Here is a 20,114-nt window from a genome sequence, read left to right as displayed (position 1 = left end):
TCCTCAAAAGTTATTCAAGGCTCGGGAGATGGCGATCATGGCCGGCCCCCCCAGCACGATCAGCAAGGCGGGAAACAGGAACACCATCATCACCACGGACATCTTCGCGGACATCTTCGAGATGTATTCCTGCAGGCGGGTCAGGCGGCGGTCGTCAAGCAACTGCTTGAGGGCCAGCAAGGATTTCATCGCGCCGCCGCCCTGGTGGATCAACTGCTGAAGGATGATGCAGGTGTCGGTGAACTCATCCACGGCCAACAGGCGCGCGGTCTTGCCCAGCTCTTCGGACAGTTCCAGGCCCGAGTCGACCCTTGCCAGGATCAGGCGCAGTTCATGGGTCAGGTCTGGCAGCAAGCGCTGGGCTTCGGTGCTCAACACCCGCAGCGATTGCTCAACCGCCATGCCGGATTCGAACAGGATGCGCAGCAACGGAATGAACGTGGAAATTTCCCGCGCGATGCGCTCCTGGCGGTATTTCGCGCTGAGGGCCAGGATGCGCTTGGGCAGCAAGTAACCGATGCCCAGGGCAATCGCCGGTGCAATCCAGGGCGAGCCGCCGTGAGGAAACAGCAGTTGCTGGCCGAGCAGGGTCAAGCCCAGCAGCACGACGGGCACGCCGATCTGGAAGGCGGCAAACATGGAACGCTGGTTGGCTTTGCGCCAGCCGACGCGGTTGAGCAGGGTCTGGGTTTCGTTGTCCAGGCTGACCGAGCGCTGGGCCACGGCGCTGGCGCCCAATTGGCGCATCAGGCTGCCGAGTTTGTCCTCGCGGGTCAGTTGGCCTTGCAGGCGTTGGCTGACCAGGCGTTGACGGCGCCGTTGCTCCAGCAGGTTGCCGACGATCAAGGCGACGGCGGCGAGCGACAAGAGGATGCAGATCAGGATGGCCATCTCAAATACTCCGCAACATGCGCCACATGACGAAGGTGCCCGTGATGTCGAGCGCCGCCGCGGCCAGCAGCAGGTAGCGCCCGGTTCCGTCGTTCCACATGCTCATCAGGTAGCCCGGGTTGACCATCAAAAAGTAGCCGACCATGGCGATGGGCAAGCCCGCCAGCACGTAGGCGGTCATGCGCGTTTCGCCGGTCATGGCCTTGAGTTGGCGCGCACCCTGTTCGCGCTCGCGGATCATCTTGATCAGGTTTTCCAGCAACTCGCTGGCGTTGCCGCCGTAGCGGTGGTTGACCTTCAGGCCCAGGGCAAACAGGCGGAACTCATCGCGTTCGTAAAATTCGGCAAAGTCGCTGACCGACTCCGGCAGGCTCACGCCCATCTGCACGTTACGCTGGATGCGGCTCATGGCCTGTTTGAGCGGCGCTTCGGTGCTGTCTATCGCGCCCAGCACCGCGTCCGCCAGGGTGCGCCCAGACTTGAGGCTGCGCACGCTGTGGTCCAGCAGTTGCGGCAATTGTTCGATCATGCGCTGCACTCGCCGTTGGTAGCGCCAGGCGATATACACCCGCAGCAGCAACGGCGGCATGATCAGCATCACCAACAGGCCCAGCCCGCCGGCCAGCAGATAGCCCAGTAACATGCCCACCGCCCAGCCACTCAACCACAACCCCAGGCGGTCGGTGGGCTTGCCCAGGCCGGCGCGCTGGAACATGCGCTCCAGCGCGACCCAGCTGCCGTTCGGCTCCTGGGCTACTGGCTGACCATCGGAGAGCCGCTCCAGCACCCGGTCGGTGCCGGCCTGGCGCAGCCCGCGCTGGAACAGCCAGACGGACAGGCTGATCAGCAGGACGCAAATGAGCAGCAAGACAAGTCCGGTCATGAACCCTCTCTACAACGGCAAGGCCGATTCGCGCCGCAGCTTGTCGCCGGCCGGGTTGAGCGCTTCGCGCAGGAAGCCAAAACCGGTACGGCGGTCGAGGCGGAACAGGGTGTTGGTGACATACACGTCGTCGCGCACGCCCACCACTTCCACCACCTCGCTGACGCAACGGCGCCCATCGGGCAGGCGCGTCAGTTGAATCACCACATCCAGTGCAGCACAGATCATCTGCCGCAGGGTTTTCTCCGCCACCGCACGGCCGGTCAGGCCCACCAGGGTTTCCAGGCGCAACAGCGCGTCCTGGGCATTGTTGGCGTGCACGGTGCTCATGGATCCGTCATGGCCGGTGTTCATGGCGGTCATCACGTCGAGCACTTCGACGCCACGGATCTCGCCAAGGATGATGCGGTCCGGGCGCATCCGCAGGGCGTTGCGGATCAGGTCGCTAGCCTTGACCTCGCCATGCCCCTCGGCATTGGGCGGGCGGGTTTCCAGGCGCACCACGTGGGGGTGGCCCAGTTGCAACTCGGCCACGTCTTCGATGGTGACCAGGCGTTCGTGGGGGTTGATCAATTGGCTGAGGATATTGAGCAACGTGGTCTTGCCCGTGCCGGTGCCGCCACTGATGAGGATATTGCAGCGCTTGCCCACCGCCTCCTGGAAGAACTCGAAGATGTTGTGGTCGATGGTTTGCATCGCCACCAGGTCGCTGCTCTTGAGCATGTCCTTGCGAAACTTACGGATCGACAGACACGGGCCGTCCAGGGCAATCGGCGGGATGATCGCATTGACCCGGCTGCCATCGGGCAAGCGCGCATCGACCATCGGCGACGACTCATCCAGGCGCCTTCCGAGGGGCGCGAGGATGCGCTGCATCACGCGTTCTACATGGTGCGCATCGATAAAACGCAGGTCGCTCTGGTGAAGCACCCCGTCACGCTCGATAAACACCCGGTGCGGGCCGTTGACCAAAATCTCGGTGACTGACACATCGCGCAGCAGCACCTCCAGCGGGCCGAAGCCGGTCAGTTCATCGACGATTTCCTCGGCTAGGCGCTCCATCTCATAGCGCGATATCGCCAGGTGCATGCGCGTGATGTATTCGGCCACCTTGTCGATGACAAATTGCGCCAGGGATTGGCGCGAGCCTTCCAGCAGGTTCTGGCCCGACTCTTCGATGGCATCGATGATGTAGCGATGCAGCACCAGTTTCAGGCCGTCGTGGTCGTTGTGCGCGGCAGCCCCACGGGCCGGGGCGCCGAAGAGTTTTTCGCTGTTCATCGACTCGTCCCCAGCAGGCGTTCGAACCAGCGTGTCGAAGGTTTATCCAAGCCTTCGGTGCGTTTGGCCAGGCGCTCGCCCAGGTGGCGCAGGGCTTGGGTCAAGGCTTCGCGCGGGGCCAGAGTGAACAGGCTTTGCCCCTGGTTTTTGGCGTTCAGGCGCACTTCTGGGCTCAGGGGCAGCACGGCGATGCACTCCAGGCCGAAGCTTTTTTCCAGGGCTTCGGTGTCGGGCGCGCAGCCTTTGATGTAGCGATCGACGAGCAGCTTGGCATGGTCGAGCTTCATGCCTTTTTCGCGCCACAGGTTCAGCACCGCCAGGTTGCGCCGACAGTCGAGCACGCCCTGGTCGGTGCACCACAGCAACTTGTCGCAGTGGCTGACAAAGGTGCGCAGGGCTTCGCTGTCGGCTTGCCCGGTGAGGTTGACCACGATGTGCTGGAAGTGCTGGCGCAAGGCGCTGAGCAACATGTACAGCTCGGCGGCGCTGGTCATTTCCAAGGGTTCATCGCTGGCGGCGTAGGCGAGGATGCGCAGGCCATCGTCGGTGCTGGTGAACGCGCTGTTGATCAGCGTGGCGTCCAGACGGCGCAGGTGGCGCAAGGCGTCGCCGAAATTGAAGGTGCTGTCCAGGCCCAGCAGCGCCAGGCTGTCGCCCCTGGGCAGGCCGAGGTCGAGCATCAGCGTCTGCTGGCCACTCTTTTGCACCACCATCGCCAGGTGGCTCGCCAGCAGGGCGCCATCAGTATTGCCCTGGGCGCCGTAGAGCACGGTGAGGCCGCCGAGATGGGCGTTGGGCGCAGTGGGCGGCAAGCGCTTGCTCAAGCGCCGCACCAGCCCGGCCACTTCGCTGGAGCGCGAGCCATAGGCAACAAAATCCCGGGCGCCGGCACGCATGGCGTTGAGTACCAACTGGTTATCCATGCCGTCGCCCAAGGCCACCACCGCCAACATCGGCTTGGCTTCCAGGGCGCCTTCGATCAAGGCGCTCTGGGCCACCAGGTGTTCACGGTCCAGGCCCACGAACACCAGGTTGGCAAAGGTCACGTCCACCAGTGCCAGCAATTCATCCAGGCTGCCGCCGCCCACGCTGATCACTTGGCCAAGGGGCGCCAGCGCGCCCTGGAGCCATTCCAGGTCGGTGCTGTTGCGGGTGATTGCCAGGAAGGTCTGGCTCAGGCTATCGCTCATTGGGAGAGTCCGCTGCGACGGTCGAAGTTGCCGTTTTCCAGGAAGAACAGGCGGAACCAGTTCGGGTCATAGGTGCGCAGTTTCTCGCCGGGCAGCGACGGCAACTGCGCATTGGCGGCCAGTGGCTGCACCAGATGCGGCGTGACAATCATCAACAGCTCTTTCTCCTCGCTGTTGATATTAGAGTCGCGGAAGAAGGCGCCAATGATCGGGATGTCGCCCAGGCCCGGCAGCTTGGCGATGGTGGAGCGGTTGGTGCTGCTGATCAGGCCGCTGATCACGAAGCTTTCACCGTCGGCCAGCGACACGCTGGTGTCGGTGCGCCGGACGGTCAGGGCGGGTACCTGGATGCCCTGGATCCGGATCGCGTTGTTGTAATCCAGCTCGCTGACTTCCGGGGCGACTTTCAAGGCGATGCGGTTGTGGTCGATGACCGTGGGCGTCAGCGTCAGGCGAATGCCGAATTCCTTGTACTCGATGGTGATGGTATCGCTGCCGGCACTGGGCACCGGAATCGGCACTTCGCCGCCGGCCAGGAAGGTCGCGCTCTGGCCGCTCATGGCCACCAGGCTCGGGCGTGCCAGGGTGTAGGCGAAGCCGCTGCTTTCCAGGGCGTTGATCAGCGCCTTGACACGGCCACCGCCAAACCCGATGTTGAAGTTTTCGGCGCTCACCGGCAATTTGAAGATGCCCTCTGACGGGGACAGCAAGCTCGGGCTGCCGAGGAAGAAATTGTTGCCCATGCCGAGGATCTTGGTGCTGGCCTCCTTGAGCTTGGTGCGGCTGACTTCGACGAAGCGGATATCGGTCTGCACCTGGCTGGGTAGCGTCGGATCGTCCGAGGGCGACAGCGATTGGCTGGTCAGCGCCGAGGTGGCCTTGCCCTTGACGAACACCATGCTCTGGCGCGGGGTGGTCGAGCAACCGGTCCACACCATCAGGCTGGTGGCGCCGCTGCCGACACCGGTGAGCAGGAAGTGGCGGTCGCCGTTAACCCGCACGTCGGCGATTTTCGGGTCGCCGATGGCCAGGCGCGTAATCGCTACCGGCGATTGCAGCTCGGTTTGCAAGCCTTCGCCCACCTCGATCACGGCGGGCAACTGGCCCAGGGCGTTGCAGCTGCCCGATGCGCCCATCGCCATGCCCAGGGGCAGGCACGGCAGCATCAAGGCCAAGGCCAATTGAGCGTAGCGTTGGCTCATTCAAGGCATCCTTGTTCAATCAGGGGGTAGGTTGTGCTGCCGCTGCGCCGCGAATCACTTCGACGCCCCGACGTTGGCCGGTGTCGGCCATCGCGGGGGTGATTTTTTTCGGCGGGCCGCTGAGGGCCAATTGGGTGAATTGGTAGAGGTCGCGGTTGGCGCTTTGCACCTTGTCTGGTGTGTCGCTTTCGCCGGCCCAGTAGCGGCTGAGCAATTGTTCGTCGGCACTGCGCACGGCCAGGCGCAGCGTGCCGGCTTGGGAGGCGAGCATCAGCCGGCTCAGCTAGGGTTCGGGCACCGCCAGTACCACACTGCGCGCGGCGGTGCGGCGTTGGGCGGCCTGGGCGCGTTCTTCGGCGGTGGCGGGTGGCGGTACGGCCGGGGTGCCGTCGTTGGCCAAGCCCAGTTGGTCGCCGACGCTGAGCAGGCGAATCGCCGGGATGACCACCTGCGCCGATTGCTCGGCATTGGCATTGTCCTGGCGCAAGAACAGCAAGACATCCACGTAATCGCCGGGGCTCAACTGGCCACCGGCGCCGATGACCTCATCGACGGCGACGGCCAGCGCCCGTTCGTTTGTACGAATCATGCGGGCCAGTGGGCCGCCAGCGGTGAAGCTTTCATCATTGAGCCAGGTGCCGGCACCCAGGGCCCGCAAGGGCGTGCGGCCGATGGCCTGGTCGATGCTGGTCAGGCTGCCGGCCGGCACGGTGCGCAGTTTTTCCACGGCGACATCGGCAGCGGTGAGGGGCACAAAAGGCGCAACCGCATGCACCAGCACCACCACCGGCTGACGGTTCTGGTCTTCCACGACCGCAACGGTTTTTTCAACGGAAATGACAGGTTCTGGCGAGGCTGCTACGGCGGGTGCCGGTGGACGACTCAGCACCAGGCCCCAATACCCTGCAACCAGGGCTCCGATAAGCAGCAAGCCAGCCAGGACCATGCTGATACGACTGTTCATGACGGCGCTCCCTATCCTGTTGCACTGCTTTTATTCCCGTTTATCCAAACGAGTTAAATTCGCAACTGGGCTGTGATGAACAACTAACGATTTGGCTATTTGAAGGTAGCCCAGCTAGGACAAATTGCCATTACTGAATGAAAAAATTATCTGTGCGGTTAAAGCGGAGGCTGTAAATAACGGATTTGTGGGGCTGGCGCGGCGACTAATACTTTGTGATTAATGCGTTCTTACAGTTGTGAGTGTTAAATTTGTTGACAATGCTCTAGTGGCACACGGCAATCATTGTGCGGGCCAGCTGTATCGGCGCTTTGTGGCGCATGAAGGAGATCTCATATGATCCTTGACCTGTTCTTGAAATTTTACATTCACGCTCAGTTATTCCTGCGCCGTAGAGACGGGGCGTCGGCCATTGAGTATGTGATTATTGTGGCGATAGTTGCGTTGGTTATCATTGGCTTTGGCACTGGACTTGGCGATAAAATCAAAGGTGTCTTCCAGAAAGTGTCAGACGCTCTGCCGGCGGCGACTTAACATGCAGCGTTGTCTGTAATTGTTTTGGCGATTCTCTTTATCAGGTACCGCCCATGACCCACCCTTCGTCATCCCGCCAACAAATCCTATTGGTGGATGACGAGGAGGATGCGCTGATCGAGTTGGCCGAATCCCTCGAAAACGAGGGATTCGTTTGTTTTACCGCGAACTCCGTCACCTTCGCCTTGCAAGAATTGACACTTCACCCTGATATCGCCCTGGTCATCACCGATCTGCGCATGCCCGAGGAAAGTGGTATCTCCTTGATCAAGCGCCTGCGCGAACACACCTCACGTTCGCAGTTGCCTGTGATCGTGATGTCGGGTCATGCAGAAATGGATGATGTCAGCGATATGCTGCGCTTGCAGGTGCTGGATCTGTTTCGCAAGCCTATCTACCTGGTGCGCTTGCTCGATACCCTCAACAACCTGTTTCCCCTCTCTACACCGGGTCGGTAACGGACCGGCACCGCTTATTAAATGTGGGAGCTGGCTTGCCTGCGATAGCGGTAGTTCAGTTAAAGATTCATTGACTGACACACCGCCTTCGCGAGCAAGCCCGCTCCCACAGTTTGATTGCGGGGCTCAGGTAGAGGGGTTTCGGCTGTCAGGCCGCAGGGATCTGTGTCGGGCACTGATTCTGTGAGCAACACAGACCTCTGTGGGAGCTGGCTTGCCTGCGATGATGGCCGAACAGTCAACGACTAACTGCCTGACACTCCGAAACCCAACTGTGGGAGCGGGCTTGCTCGCGAAGGCGGTATGGCAGGCAACCGAGATATGTACTCATTCCAACCCAATTGTAGGGTCGACCCGAAGAGCGCCATCGCAGGCAAGCCAGCTCCCACATTGATTACAGGTGCCCTCGTCACAGCTGATAACTGAAACTCAGCGTATACCGCGGCCTGCGGTTGAAGCTGTCCAGGGCGATATCCGACATGGGCTTGGCTGCCTCCAACGCGATGTTGTAGTACTTCTTGTCGCCAAAGCGTAGACCCACCGCCGCCGAGGACATGTCGTTGGCCTTGACCGGCAGGTCGTTGAACCAGGATTTGGCGCGGTCTACCACCACATAGGGCTGCAGGATCTTCACCCAGTTGCCGGTGCGGTTGAAGCTGTAGTTGACCTCGTACGCCACCCCCCAGCCCTTGTCGCCCGAGCCTTGGTCGTCCGGGTAGCCACGGCCGAAATTCTGCCCGCCGAAGGTCACGCGTTCGCTGTCGGGCAGGGTGTTGTCGCTCCAGTACAGCGCACCGGACAGCACGCCTTGCCAGTTGTCGAAGAACTTGTCGCTTTGCACGCCGGAGAGGCGCAGGCGGAAGAAGTCGAGGTCGGGTTTGGCCACGCCCAGGTCACTGCGGGCCTTGGCGCCCAGACCGTCGATGCCTTGGTACAGGCCAGCACTGATGATGCGCAGGCGTTGCGCGTCGGCCTTGCGCCAATCGCCTTCGAAGGCCAGGGCACGCAGGTTGGATTCGATGTCGAAACTCAGCGGGAAACCCACCAGTTTGTAGCGCGTGGTCTGGTCGACCGCGTACAGGCGCGTGCCCAGGGTGAGTGACTCGGTGGGGGAGGCAATGAACGGGTGGCTCAGGCCAATGGAATAGCGGTCGATGGACTGGTGCGGCTTGAGTTCGAAACCGCCGTCCAGTTGCACGCTGCTGTTGGGGTCGGCGCGATAGCGCTCGGCGGCGAGTGCCAGTTGGGTGCCCTCGGCGTTGATGAACTGGTTGTAGTCCACGCGGTAGTAATGCTCTTTGTCCTCGCCGGGCGGGAACAGGCCGCTGACACTGAGTTGTTCGCCCATGGACGTCTGGGAATTGCTGGTAGCGCTCAGTAGTGCTTGCGTGCCGCCACGGCTTTTCTGCACCAGGCTCATGCTGGTGGTGAACGGTTTGCGGCTGGCCTGGATCTGCATGTGCGTGGCGCCATCGGTGGTGCCCGGTGGCGGTACTTGCGCCTGTACGCTGAGGCCGGGGATGCGGCTCATCAGCGTGGTGTAGCGCTCGAACGTCTTGCGGGTCAGCGGGCGCTCAGCCAGGAGCTTCTGCGCGAGCTTATCGACATAGGCCGACACTGAACCGATGTCGCCGGTTTGTTGATAGTCCTTGATGTAGCCCTCCACCAGTACCACGCGGACCAGGCCGTTTTCGAAGTTCTGTTGCGGCAGGAACGCGTAGGACAGCAGGTAGCCATCCTCCTGATAACGGCGGGTGACGCCACGGGTCGCTTCGATCAGTTGCGCAAGGTTGGTTTCCCGTCCAATCAACGGCTCATACACTTTTGCTGTCTCGGCGAGCGGGTAGACCGTTCCGCCTTCGATCTGCAATTTTCGAATGGTGACCTTAGTGTCCATCAACAGCGGTTGGCCGGCAGTCGGCGGCGCTTCAGGTACCTGGGTTTTCGATGTGGGCGGCCGATAGGCGTCGGCGGGCAGGTTGGGCACCGGCAGGGTGCGGACAGTGTCGTTGCTGTTAAGAAAGCTGGGAAGGGTCTCGGCCTGGGCGTAGGCACTGAGGGTGAGCAATAACAACGGCGTCAACACGCGCATAGGACACTCCATGGTCAACTGCAGCAGCGCTTCGGGCCCGCCGGGTTCTGGGACTCGGTTCGGGAGGGTGGCGATTGATAAAGCGTGTCGCCGCCCATAAAAAAGACGAGAGACTTATTAAAGGTCTCTCGTCTCAACCAAGCGTAGGCGCTGTAGGGGAGGCCGTCTAATCGGCCAGGTGCATTTCTATTTGCCGGTCAGGCCGTTCAACAAACCGCCCAGCCCGCCTGTGGCTGTAGTGCCGCCTGTGGTTGTGGCCGTGCCGGTTGCTGTGGTGGTGGTGCCGATGTTCAAACCACCGAGCAAACCACCGCTGGTGCCGCCAGTGGTGCCGCCAGTGGTGCCGCCGGTTACCAGGCCACCCACCGAGGCGACGGTGCCGCCGACCGCTGTGACGGTGGTGCCCACCGCGTTGGTGATCGGGTTGGCATTGGCTGCTGTCAGGTTGGTGCCCAAGCTGCTGACTGCGCCGCCGACTTGAGTCACCAGGCCATTTACCGGAGTACCCACACCGGTAGTCGTGCCGATGGTTTGTGTCAGGTTGGTGACGCCGCTGGTCACAGGGTTGAGCGCTGCGCCGACATTGGCGGCCACGGTGGCGACCGGTGCGGTAGCAGCGGTGTTTGCTACACCTGTGCCACCCAGCACAGTGCCCAGCGAGGCAACGGTGCCGCCGACTGCACCACCGGTCACACCCGCTGCACTGACTGTGCCGTTGGTGTTGCCCACGTTCAGACCGGTCCCTACGTTAGCCACCAGGCCACCCACCAGCTCTGGAATGCCGGGAGCCGAGGTGCCACCGGTTGGGGCCACATAACCGCCCGATTTATCCAGTGTGCCACCGACGCCAGTGAGCACGGTGCCGACAATACCGGTGACCGGGTTGCCGGTGCCGCCAGTGCTGGCGACTTGAGTGCCCAGGCCAGTGACAGCCGAACCGACTTTATCCAGTACGCCATTGAGTGGAGCGCCCAGGCCGGTTGCGTTACCGAGGTTGCCGGTGGTGTTTTCCACCAGCGACACCACAGGCACCACGACTTTGCTGCCCAAGGTGTTGGTCAACGAACCCAGCGGGCCGGTGGTGCTGGCCGTGCTCAGGGTATCGCCGAGCATGGTGACGGTGGTGCCGACTTTATCCACGACGCCACCTACCGCTGTGCCCACGCCACCTGTCACACCGCCGACCACAGGTATGCCGCCCAGAGTGGTTGACAGCGATTGGCCGGTGGTCGAGAGGCCGCCGCCCAGGTCTGCCACGCCATTACCTACGCCCGCCACCGTAGTGCCCAGGGAGTTGCTGTTGGTGCCCAGTGAGCCTAAGCCGGTGGTCACACCAGTGCCGATGCTGTTAACAGCGGTGCCTGCCGAGGTGACCAGGCCGCCTGCGGTTGCGCCGACGATAGGTACGCCGTTCAACGTCGAACCCAGGTTACCGACAGCGGTACCGACATTGCCCACAGTGGTGCCAAGGGTGCCGGCGATCTGGCCGGTGACCAGTGGGGTGGTTGTCGAACCAGTACCGCCGCCGGTGCCGCCACCAGTGCCGCCGCCAGTACCGCCGCCGGTGCCGCCACCAGTGCCACCGCCAGTGCCGCCGCCGGTGCCGCCACCAGTGCCACCGCCAGTGCCGCCGCCGGTGCCGCCACCAGTGCCGCCGTCACCGCCGCCCGTGCCACCACCGGTACCGCCACCAGTGCCGCCGTCACCGCCGCCCGTGCCGCCACCGGTACCACCGCCAGTGCCGCCGTCACCGCCGCCCGTGCCACCACCGGTACCACCGCCAGTGCCGCCGTCACCGCCGCCCGTGCCACCACCGGTACCACCGCCAGTGCCGCCGTCACCGCCACCAGTACCACCACCTGTACCGCCTCCGGCACCTGCACCCGCATCCGGCGAGGACGCCGCCACGCTTGATTTATGCCCGCCACCACCGCTGCTGCAGCCGCCCAGGCTCATTGCCAGAACGAGGGCCAGCGCGGTACTTGCTTTCCAAAACACTACTTGAGTTTTCATGATTGAGTTCCTTGCACCTGGTACAACCTTGGTTGTTTCAAACCCTCGTTATTTCTTTGGATAACGATAGGTTTGTCCGTGTGGCTATCTCAGGCCAGGGCACTCTTCCACGCAACGCTCAACTTGGTATTAACGATTTATATACACCGGGTCATAGTCGGCTTAATGACTAATGCCAAAGGTGTAATGGATGGATGTTGCAGGATATTTAGATTATTAAAATCAAAGCGTTGCAAATAAAGGCGGACCTCGTAAGGTCCGCTATAACTTAGGGTGTATATATACAATTAATCAGGGGTTTTCAGGCAATCGGCTGCCACTTGCCCCGCATATGTTGAATATCCCCAGCGCCTTTGAGTTCCAACCCTCCGCTGGAGCCAGCCGCGCTGCTCATCAATATCACTTCACTGGGCAGGCGCACCGGCTTCATGAACTCGACGTCGATTTCAATATTGGCGGCCGGCAAGTGTTCTGCCAGCGCCGCGAGGGTGCGGGCCTTGTTCCACAACCCGTGGGCGATGGCTTGGGGAAAACCGAACAGCTTGGCGGTAGGCGCACTGAGGTGGATGGGGTTGTAGTCGCCGGACACGCGGGCGTAGCGGCGGCCTATGTCAGTGGGCGCGTTCCAGCGCGTCAGTTCGGTGAGCGTGTCTGGGGTTTGCAATCCGCTCTCCACAGCTTCGCCTTCAAGCTTCACGCCCCGACATAACATCTGGCTTTCGGCTTCCCACAAGAGTCCAAGGGCATCCTCTACAACCGTTACGATGTCAAAGGTGGCCCCCTTGGGATGGGGGCTGAGATTGCGTGCGTAAACGCCGACACTCACGTCACCCACTCCACCCAACGGCCGATGAATACGGATGCGATTGCGCAAGTGGATCAACCCCAGCAGCGGAAACGGAAAGGACTTGTCCGTCAGTAGTTGCAGTTGCAGGCCGAACGCAAGGATATGCGGATAAGTCGCCGGCAGCATCGGGCTGTCAGCAAAGCCGCACACCTTGCGGTACGCCGCAACGGCGCTGGGATTGACACTCATCCGGCAGCGCAACCCGCGTTCGGGCAATGTGCTGCCGGTGATCTTGCGCTTGAGCGCCGCACGCCAATACAGCGGCAGTAGAGGCGGGGTGCTGTCCAACGTTTGCCATTGCATGCTCAAGCTCCCAGCAGGCTTTGCCCACACACCCGCAGCGCCTGGCCGCTGACCGCGCCGGAACCTGGCTGGCTCAGCCAGGCGACGGCTTCGGCCACGTCCTGGGGTAGGCCACCTTGGCCCAGGGAACTCATGCGGCGCCCGGCTTCGCGCAGGGCAAAGGGAATATGCGCGGTCATCTGGGTTTCAATAAACCCGGGCGCGACGGCGTTGATGCTGATCCCACGCTCCTTCAACAGTGGCGCCCAGGCTTGAGCCAGGCCGATCAGCCCGGCTTTGCTCGCGGCATAGTTGGTTTGCCCACGGTTGCCGGCGATGCCACTGATGGAGGCCAGCAATACCACCCGTGCGTTGTTATGCAGGGTGCCGCTGTCGAGCAGGGCCTTGGTCAGCACTTGCGGTGCCTTGAGGTTGACCGCCAGCACCGCGTCCCAGTATTCCGGGGTCATGTTGGCCAGGGTTTTGTCACGGGTGATGCCGGCGTTGTGCACCAGGATGTCGAGCCCGTCTGGCAGGTGTTCAGCCAGTTGGCGGGCGGCATCTTCGGCGCAGATGTCCAGCACCACCGTGCGCGCATTCAGGCGTGCGGCCAGGGCTTCGAGGTCCGCCTTGGCCTGGGGCACATCGAGCAGAATGACGTCGGCGCCGTCGCGGGCCAGGGTTTCGGCGATGGAGGCACCGATGCCTCGAGCGGCGCCGGTCACCAATGCCTTGCGCCCGGCCAGCGGGCGCGTCCAGTCCTGCACCGGGGTATCGCAGGCCGCCAGGCGAATCACCTGGCCCGAAATGTAAGCGCTTTTGGGCGAGAGGAAAAACCGCAACGCGCCTTCCAGTTGGTCTTCGGCACCGTCGCCCACGTACAGCAACTGCAGCACGCCACCGCTGCGCAATTCCTTGGCCAGGGAACGGCTGAAGCCTTCCAGGGCGCGCTGGGCGCTGGCGGCGAAGGGGTCGCTGAGGCCTTCCGGCGCCCGGCCAAGGATCACCAGGTGGGCACTGTGGTCGAGGTTTTTCAGCAGGGGTTGGAAGAATTCGCGCAGCTGCTTGAGCTGGTCGGTGTGTTGCAAACCGCTGGCGTCAAACACCACCGCCTTGAGTTTGGGGCCGTGTCCTGGAATCCACGCGGGTGCCGTCGAGGCTTCGGCGCCGTAACTGTAGACGGCGTCGGTGAGTCGGTTGGCAAACGCCAGCACCTGGGTTGCCAATGCGCCACCGCCCAACAGCAGTGCGCCTTCGACCGGGCGCAGGCGTCCGGCTTGCCAGCGTTCCAGGCGTACCGGTGACGGCAGGCCAATGGCGGCGACCAGGCGATGGCCGAGGCTTGAGTTGGCGAAGTCGATATAACGGTCAGACATGGAACGCTCTCCGAAGGCTGGGGTTCAAAGGTTGACCACCCTGGGGTGGCAGTCGTTCGATTGAGCCTAGGCTAGGCTTGATGATTCCACCCACCACCACAAGGGAGCTTTCCATGACTCAATTGCGCCGTGTAGCGATCATTGGCGGTAATCGCATTCCTTTCGCCCGTTCCAATGGCCCCTACGCCACGGCGAGTAACCAGGCGATGCTGACTGCCGCGCTGGAGGGCCTGATCGAGCGCTACCACCTGCACGGCCTGCGCATGGGCGAGGTGGCCGCCGGCGCGGTGCTCAAGCATTCCCGTGATTTCAACCTGACGCGTGAATGCGTGCTCGGCTCGCGCCTGTCACCGCAAACCCCTGCGTACGACATCCAGCAAGCCTGCGGCACGGGGCTTGAGGCGGCGCTGCAGGTGGCCAATAAAATCGCCCTGGGCCAGATCGAATGCGGCATTGCCGGCGGAGTGGACACCACCTCGGATGCACCGATTGGTGTGAATGAAGGCCTGCGCAAGTTGCTGCTCAAAGCCAACCGCAGCAAATCCATGGCGGACAAACTAAAACTCCTGTTACAACTTCGTCCCCAGCACCTCAAGCCGGAGCTGCCGCGCAACGGCGAACCGCGCACCGGTTTGTCCATGGGTCAGCACTGCGAGCTGATGGCCCAGACCTGGCAGATCCCCCGCGCCGAGCAGGACCAGCTGGCGTTGGAGAGCCATCAGAAGATGGCGGCGGCCTACGCCGAAGGCTGGCACAACGATTTGCTTACGCCCTTTCTCGGCCTCACCCGCGACAACAACCTGCGCCCCGACCTGACCCTGGAAAAACTCGCCAGCCTCAAGCCGGCCTTCGAGCGCAGCGAAAAGGGCACGCTCACCGCCGGCAACTCCACACCGCTGACCGACGGTGCCTCCCTGGTGTTGCTGGGCAGTGAGGCGTGGGCCAAGGAGCGCGGCTTGCCGATCCTGGCTTACTTGCGTGATGGCGAAGCCGCGGCGGTGGATTTTGTCCACGGCGCCGAGGGCCTGTTGATGGCGCCGGTGTATGCGGTGCCACGCTTGCTGGCGCGCAACGGCCTGACCTTGCAGGACTTTGATTACTACGAGATCCACGAAGCCTTCGCCGCCCAAGTGCTGTGCACGCTCAAGGCCTGGGAAGACGCCGACTATTGCAAGACCCGCCTGGGCCTGGACGCACCGCTGGGGTCGATTGACCGCAGCCGGCTTAACGTCAAGGGCAGTTCCCTGGCGGCGGGCCATCCGTTTGCCGCCACCGGTGGGCGGATCGTCGCCAACTTGGCTAAATTATTGGATGCGGCGGGCAAGGGCCGTGGGCTGATTTCCATCTGTGCCGCCGGTGGCCAAGGCGTGACGGCGATAATCGAACGCTGATTGCCGATAAAATTGGCCCATTGAATGCATTCTGAAGGGGTCAGAGGTCAGTAGCCTCTCCCCCCGGCGAGCCGATTGCCGTATAACGAGTGCCACACGCGTGTTTGGTAATACAGGACCCACAATAAAAGCTGATGAAGACTCCTAAACGCATTGAACCCCTGATCGAAGACGGTCTGGTCGACGAAGTGCTGCGCCCTCTGATGAGTGGTAAAGAAGCAGCTGTTTATGTGGTGCGCTGCGGCAATGAATTGCGTTGCGCCAAGGTTTACAAGGAGGCGAATAAACGAAGTTTTCGTCAGGCGTCCGAATACCAGGAAGGCCGTAAGGTCCGTAACAGCCGCCAGGCGCGAGCCATGGCCAAGGGCTCCAAGTTCGGCAAGAAAGAAACCGAAGATGCCTGGCAGAACGCTGAAGTGGCGGCGCTGTTCCGCCTGGCCGGTGCGGGCGTTCGCGTGCCCAAGCCGTACGACTTTCTTGAAGGCGTGCTGTTGATGGAACTGGTGGCCGATGAGTACGGCGATGCGGCGCCGCGTCTGAACGACGTAGTGCTGGACCCGGACCAGGCGCGCGAATACCACGCCTTCCTGATCTCCCAGATCGTGCTGATGCTGTGCACCGGCCTGGTGCACGGTGACCTGTCCGAGTTCAACGTGCTGCTTACGCCTACGGGCCCGGTGATCATCGACCTGCCCCAGGCGGTGGATGCGGCGGGCAACAACCACGCCTTCAACATGCTGGAGCGCGACGTCGGCAACATGGCTTCCTACTTCGGGCGTTTTGCCCCGGAGTTGAAGAAGACCAAGTACGCCAAGGAAATGTGGGCGCTGTATGAAGCCGGCACCTTGCACCCGGCCAGTGTGTTGACCGGTGAGTTCGACGAACCGGAAGAACTGGCGGATGTGGGCGGTGTGATCCGCGAAATCGAAGCGGCGCGGCTGGATGAAGAGCGTCGCCAGGCGATTCGCGCAGCGGATGATGCGCCACCGAGCAAAGTACCGGACGAGCCACCGCCGCCGCCTTGGATGCAGTGATCTGATCGTTCCCACGCTCTGCTGATCGTTCCCACGCTCTGCGTGGGAATGCCGCTTTCGACGCTCCGCGTCACGCTTTGGGACGCAGAGCGTCCTGGGATGCATTCCCACGCGGAGCGTGGGAACGATCATGCGTGCTGTCTGTCAGGCGCAGCAGTTACCTGCCGCCAACTCCTTGAGTATCGGGCAATCGGGCCGATGATCGCCCTGGCAGTGCTCCATCAGGTCCTGCAAGGTATCGCGCAGTTGCCCCAACTCGCGAATCTTGTGATTGAGCTCGTCGATGTGCTGACGCGCCAAGGCCTTTACGTCGGCGCTGGCCCGCTGGCGGTCCTCCCACAGGGTCAGCAACTTGCCGACCTCTTCCAGTGAAAACCCCAGGTCCCGCGATCGCTTGATGAACGTCAGGGTGTGCAGGTCGTCGTGGCCGTACACGCGGTAGCCGCTGTCGGTGCGGTGGGCGGTTTTCAGCAGGCCAATGGATTCGTAGTAGCGAATCATCTTCGCGCTTAGCCCGCTGGTGCGGGCGGCTTGGCCGATGTTCATGGGCGTTGATCCTCCAAGTCCTTGGGTTTCCAGGTTTTCAACAACAGCGCATTACTCACCACGCTGACACTGGACAAGGCCATGGCGGCGCCAGCCAGTACCGGGTTGAGCAGGCCGAAGGCGGCCAGCGGAATGCCGATCAAGTTATACACAAAGGCCCAGAACAGATTCTGTCGAATTTTTGCGTAGGTCTTGCGGCTGATCTCCAGGGCGGCCGGCACCAGGCGCGGATCGCCACGCATCAAAGTGATACCGGCGGCGTGCATGGCCACGTCGGTGCCGCCGCCCATGGCGATGCCGATATCGGCAGCGGCCAGGGCCGGCGCATCGTTGATACCGTCGCCGACCATGGCCACCACGCCGGTTTTTTTCAGCTCGGCCACGGCGGCGGCTTTATAGGCGGGGAGTACTTCGGCATGCACATCGTCGATCCCCAAGGCCTCGGCCACCACCCGCGCACTGCCGTGGTTATCGCCAGTAATCAGGTGGCTGCTGATGTGCTGCGCCTTGAGTTGTTGCACGGCTTGCAACGCGCCGGGCTTGAGCGTGTCGCCAAAGGCAAACAGCCCCAGCACGCGCGGTTGCGCGCCTTGTTCGATCAGCCAGGACAAGGTGCGGCCTTCGGCCTCCCATTCCTTGGCACGCGGGCCCAGGTCGCCTGCGTCCAGGCCGGTCTCTTCCAGCAAGCGGCGATTGCCCAGCGCCAGTGGCCGACCGTCGAGCGTACCGGCAATGCCGCGCCCGGTCAGGGATTGGCTGGCGCTCACATCGGCCACGTCCAAGCCTCTTTCGCGGCAAGCATCCAGCACGGCCTTGGCCAGTGGGTGCTCACTGCCGCGTTGCAAGGCGCCGGCCTGTTGCAACAACAGGGCTTCGTCGCCATCCACGGCCGCCAAATGCGCAATGTTGGGCGCGCCGGAGGTGAGGGTGCCGGTCTTGTCGAACACCACGGCGCTCACGGCGTGGGCGCGTTCCAGGGCTTCGGCGTCCTTGATCAGGATGCCGTGGCGCGCGGCGACGCCGGTGCCGGCCATGATCGCGGTCGGCGTGGCCAGGCCTAACGCACAAGGGCAGGCGATCACCAATACGGCGACCGCATTGATGATGGCGGTTTCCAGGGAGGCGCCATACAGCCACCAGCCCACCACGGTGATCAGCGCCAATACCAGCACAGCCGGCACGAACACCTGGCTGACTTTATCCACCAGTTTCTGGATCGGCGCCTTGGCGGCCTGGGCGTCTTCGACCAGGCGGATGATGCGCGCCAGCACGCTTTCCGCGCCCAGGGCCAGGGTGCGCACCAGCAAACGGCCTTCACCGTTGATGGCGCCACCGGTAACCGCGTCGCCGGGTTGTTTGGGCACCGGCAGGCTTTCGCCGCTGATCAGCGCTTCATCGGCATGGCTCTGGCCTTCCACCACCTCACCGTCCACCGGGAAGCGTTCGCCGGGTTTGACCAGCACCAGGTCACCGTGCTTCAACGCGCTGATGGCGACGTCTTCTTCGCGGCCGCCCTGCACGCGAATCGCCCGTTCCGGACGCAAGGCTTCAAGGGCGCGGATGGCACTGGCGGTCTGGCGCTTGGCGCGGCTTTCCAGGTATTTGCCCAGCAGCACCAGGGCGATAACCACCGCCGAGGCTTCGAAGTACAGGTGCGGCGTCACACCTGGGGCGGCGGTGAGCCATTCATAGATACTCAGGCCGTAGCCGGCACTGGTGCCGATCGCCACCAGCAGGTCCATATTGCCGGCGCCGGCGCGCACGGCTTTCCAGGCGGCGACATAGAAGCGTGCACCCAGGATGAATTGCACGGGAGTGGCCAGGGCAAACTGTATCCAGGCGGGGAGCATCCAGTGCAGACCGAAGGGTTCTACCAGCATCGGTAGCACCAAGGGCAACGCCAGCAGAATGCCCGCCACCAGCGACCAGCGCTCGCGGCGCAGGCGCCGGGCTTGATCGGCGTCGGTGGCGGTTTCGCTTTGGGGCAGGGTGGCGGTGTAGCCGGCCTTGTCGACGGCGGCGATCAACACGCTGGGGTCCATCTGGCCCTGTACTTCGATGTGCGCGCGTTCATTGGCCAGGTTGACGCTGACACGTTGCACGCCCGGCACCTTGCCCAGCGCGCGTTCGACCCGCCCGGCACAGCTGGCACAGGTCATGCCGCCGATGGGCAGGTCAAAGGTGGTGGATCCATTCATGGGGCAGTCCTCCAAGAGTAGTTGCCACTAGGATCAACCTTAACCTGTGGGGAAGGTCAAGCCCGATCGTTCCCACGCTCTGCGTGGGAATGCAGCCCGTGACGCTCCGCGTCACCCTGGCGTTGAAGCGGGACGCGGAGCGTGCGATGAGGAGTTCCCACGCAGAGCGTGGGAACGATCGTGGGGTTACTCAGTATTCCAATGCCGCAGCTTTGAGGTACATGCCGTCCGGGCCCAGGGCAATGCGTAATTTGCGTACATCACCGGCTTTCAAGGTGATGTTCTGCGCAGGTGGCGCGAGTAGGCCCGGCTGACAGCCTGCAGCTTGGCCCGGCAAAAGCTTCAGGCGCAGCGACGTATCGCCGGCGGGAAGATTGAATGAAGTGGCCTGTTCCTGGAACAGGCGCCCGGCCAGTTGGTCCTGGATATACAGGCCGATCTCGCAGTAGGTCGGCACTTCCAGGCGTTCGCGAGAAATAATCAGCACCGCATAATCTTCAGCAGCGAGGGCCTGGGGCGCAGCGGCAGGCAAGCTCATCAGGCCGGCAAGGGCAAAAAACAACCAGCGCATGGCGAATGCTCCGTGGTTCACAGCTAGGAAGGTTGAAGCTTGGCCGACGTCGCCGCCGAATACCAGCCCGGCAGAAATACTGAGAACTTGACCTTGCCATCATGGCAAGCTCGACACTGGGCTCAACCTCATCAAAGGAGTCATGTCATGCAAATATTCAGCGTTGAAGGAATGACCTGCGGCCATTGCGTTAAAGCGGTGACCCAGGCGGTACAGAGCCAGGATCCGGCGGCGAGTGTGGAAGTCGATTTGAAGGCCAAAGAAGTGCGGGTGGCAAGCGGTCTGTCCTCGGACCAAGTGATCGGTCTGATCACCGAGGAAGGCTACAGCGCCAAGCTGGCGTGATTTTTCTGATCGTTAG

Annotated in this window: 17 protein-coding genes and 1 pseudogene; 5 read left to right on the top strand and 13 right to left on the bottom strand. The window is 62.6% G+C overall.

What is annotated here, in order from left to right; all coding sequences use genetic code 11:
• Window positions 1-3: 3 nt before the first annotated feature.
• The 6 genes and pseudogenes from V8689_RS26575 to cpaB all read right to left on the bottom strand — a co-directional run bounded on the left by V8689_RS26575 (window position 4) and on the right by cpaB (window position 6,411).
• On the bottom strand, window positions 4-891 hold the full coding sequence (locus tag V8689_RS26575; protein WP_056782827.1) for a type II secretion system F family protein: 888 nt from the start codon (window positions 889-891) through the stop codon (window positions 4-6).
• Window position 892: 1 nt separating this feature from the next.
• Complete coding sequence (locus tag V8689_RS26570; protein WP_056782829.1) at window positions 893-1,774, bottom strand: type II secretion system F family protein; 882 nt, start codon at window positions 1,772-1,774, stop codon at window positions 893-895.
• Window positions 1,775-1,783: 9 nt separating this feature from the next.
• A complete protein-coding gene (locus V8689_RS26565) occupies window positions 1,784-3,055 on the bottom strand; it encodes a CpaF family protein (protein WP_056782831.1) in 1,272 nt (423 codons plus the stop codon).
• On the bottom strand, window positions 3,052-4,245 hold the full coding sequence (locus V8689_RS26560; protein WP_032893740.1) for an AAA family ATPase: 1,194 nt from the start codon (window positions 4,243-4,245) through the stop codon (window positions 3,052-3,054). The genes V8689_RS26565 and V8689_RS26560 overlap by 4 nt, the downstream gene beginning before the upstream one ends.
• A complete protein-coding gene (locus V8689_RS26555) occupies window positions 4,242-5,447 on the bottom strand; it encodes a type II and III secretion system protein family protein (RefSeq protein ID WP_056782833.1) in 1,206 nt (401 codons plus the stop codon). The genes V8689_RS26560 and V8689_RS26555 overlap by 4 nt, the downstream gene beginning before the upstream one ends.
• A 19-nt stretch (window positions 5,448-5,466) precedes the next feature.
• A pseudogene (gene cpaB, locus V8689_RS26550) lies at window positions 5,467-6,411 on the bottom strand (Flp pilus assembly protein CpaB).
• Between the two features lie 336 nt (window positions 6,412-6,747).
• On the opposite strand from cpaB, the gene V8689_RS26545 reads away from it, so the two are divergent.
• Window positions 6,748-6,945: a Flp family type IVb pilin gene (locus V8689_RS26545; RefSeq protein WP_003188231.1), complete on the top strand. Its 198-nt coding sequence runs from the start codon at window positions 6,748-6,750 to the stop codon at window positions 6,943-6,945.
• 53 nt (window positions 6,946-6,998) lie between these two features.
• On the top strand, window positions 6,999-7,403 hold the full coding sequence (locus V8689_RS26540; protein ID WP_056782837.1) for a response regulator: 405 nt from the start codon (window positions 6,999-7,001) through the stop codon (window positions 7,401-7,403).
• A 409-nt stretch (window positions 7,404-7,812) separates the two neighbouring features.
• On the opposite strand, the gene V8689_RS26535 is transcribed toward V8689_RS26540, so the two are convergent.
• The 4 genes from V8689_RS26535 to V8689_RS26520 form a co-directional block, all read right to left on the bottom strand.
• Window positions 7,813-9,495 (bottom strand): ShlB/FhaC/HecB family hemolysin secretion/activation protein, encoded by a 1,683-nt coding sequence (locus V8689_RS26535; protein ID WP_056782839.1) that lies wholly within the window; start codon window positions 9,493-9,495, stop codon window positions 7,813-7,815.
• A 186-nt stretch (window positions 9,496-9,681) separates the two neighbouring features.
• A complete protein-coding gene (locus V8689_RS26530) occupies window positions 9,682-11,508 on the bottom strand; it encodes a collagen-like triple helix repeat-containing protein (protein WP_434520650.1) in 1,827 nt (608 codons plus the stop codon).
• A 301-nt stretch (window positions 11,509-11,809) separates the two neighbouring features.
• Window positions 11,810-12,658, bottom strand: coding sequence for a MaoC family dehydratase (locus V8689_RS26525; RefSeq protein WP_056782842.1), 849 nt, complete (start codon window positions 12,656-12,658; stop codon window positions 11,810-11,812).
• Window positions 12,659-12,660: 2 nt separating this feature from the next.
• Window positions 12,661-14,013 (bottom strand): 3-oxoacyl-ACP reductase, encoded by a 1,353-nt coding sequence (locus V8689_RS26520; protein WP_056782844.1) that lies wholly within the window; start codon window positions 14,011-14,013, stop codon window positions 12,661-12,663.
• 113 nt (window positions 14,014-14,126) lie between these two features.
• On the opposite strand from V8689_RS26520, the gene V8689_RS26515 reads away from it, so the two are divergent.
• Together V8689_RS26515 and V8689_RS26510 are read left to right on the top strand one after the other, a co-directional pair.
• A complete protein-coding gene (locus V8689_RS26515; protein WP_056782845.1) occupies window positions 14,127-15,404 on the top strand; it encodes an acetyl-CoA C-acetyltransferase in 1,278 nt (425 codons plus the stop codon).
• Between the two features lie 134 nt (window positions 15,405-15,538).
• Window positions 15,539-16,438, top strand: coding sequence for a PA4780 family RIO1-like protein kinase (locus tag V8689_RS26510; protein ID WP_003188241.1), 900 nt, complete (start codon window positions 15,539-15,541; stop codon window positions 16,436-16,438).
• Between the two features lie 144 nt (window positions 16,439-16,582).
• Here the strand turns inward: V8689_RS26510 and cueR are convergent, their stop codons facing one another.
• The 3 genes from cueR to V8689_RS26495 all read right to left on the bottom strand — a co-directional run bounded on the left by cueR (window position 16,583) and on the right by V8689_RS26495 (window position 19,753).
• Entirely contained in the window at window positions 16,583-16,984 is a 402-nt protein-coding gene (gene cueR, locus V8689_RS26505) for a Cu(I)-responsive transcriptional regulator (RefSeq protein WP_003188242.1), read from the bottom strand.
• On the bottom strand, window positions 16,981-19,182 hold the full coding sequence (locus tag V8689_RS26500; RefSeq protein ID WP_056782847.1) for a heavy metal translocating P-type ATPase: 2,202 nt from the start codon (window positions 19,180-19,182) through the stop codon (window positions 16,981-16,983). Before V8689_RS26500 ends, cueR begins: the two co-directional genes overlap by 4 nt.
• A 190-nt stretch (window positions 19,183-19,372) precedes the next feature.
• The gene (locus V8689_RS26495; protein WP_056782849.1) at window positions 19,373-19,753 is read right to left on the bottom strand and encodes a hypothetical protein; all 381 of its coding nucleotides are present in this window, start codon (window positions 19,751-19,753) and stop codon (window positions 19,373-19,375) included.
• A gap of 147 nt (window positions 19,754-19,900) precedes the next feature.
• Between V8689_RS26495 and V8689_RS26490 the strand changes: the two genes are divergently transcribed.
• On the top strand, window positions 19,901-20,098 hold the full coding sequence (locus V8689_RS26490) for a heavy-metal-associated domain-containing protein (RefSeq protein WP_032893730.1): 198 nt from the start codon (window positions 19,901-19,903) through the stop codon (window positions 20,096-20,098).
• Window positions 20,099-20,114: the final 16 nt, after the last annotated feature.

Source organism: Pseudomonas sp. AK181 (assembly GCF_051122975.1).
Lineage (GTDB): Bacteria > Pseudomonadota > Gammaproteobacteria > Pseudomonadales > Pseudomonadaceae > Aquipseudomonas > Aquipseudomonas lactis.
The sequence above is the reverse complement of the archived record's forward strand: the minus strand, read 5'-3'. Positions and strand labels throughout refer to the sequence as shown.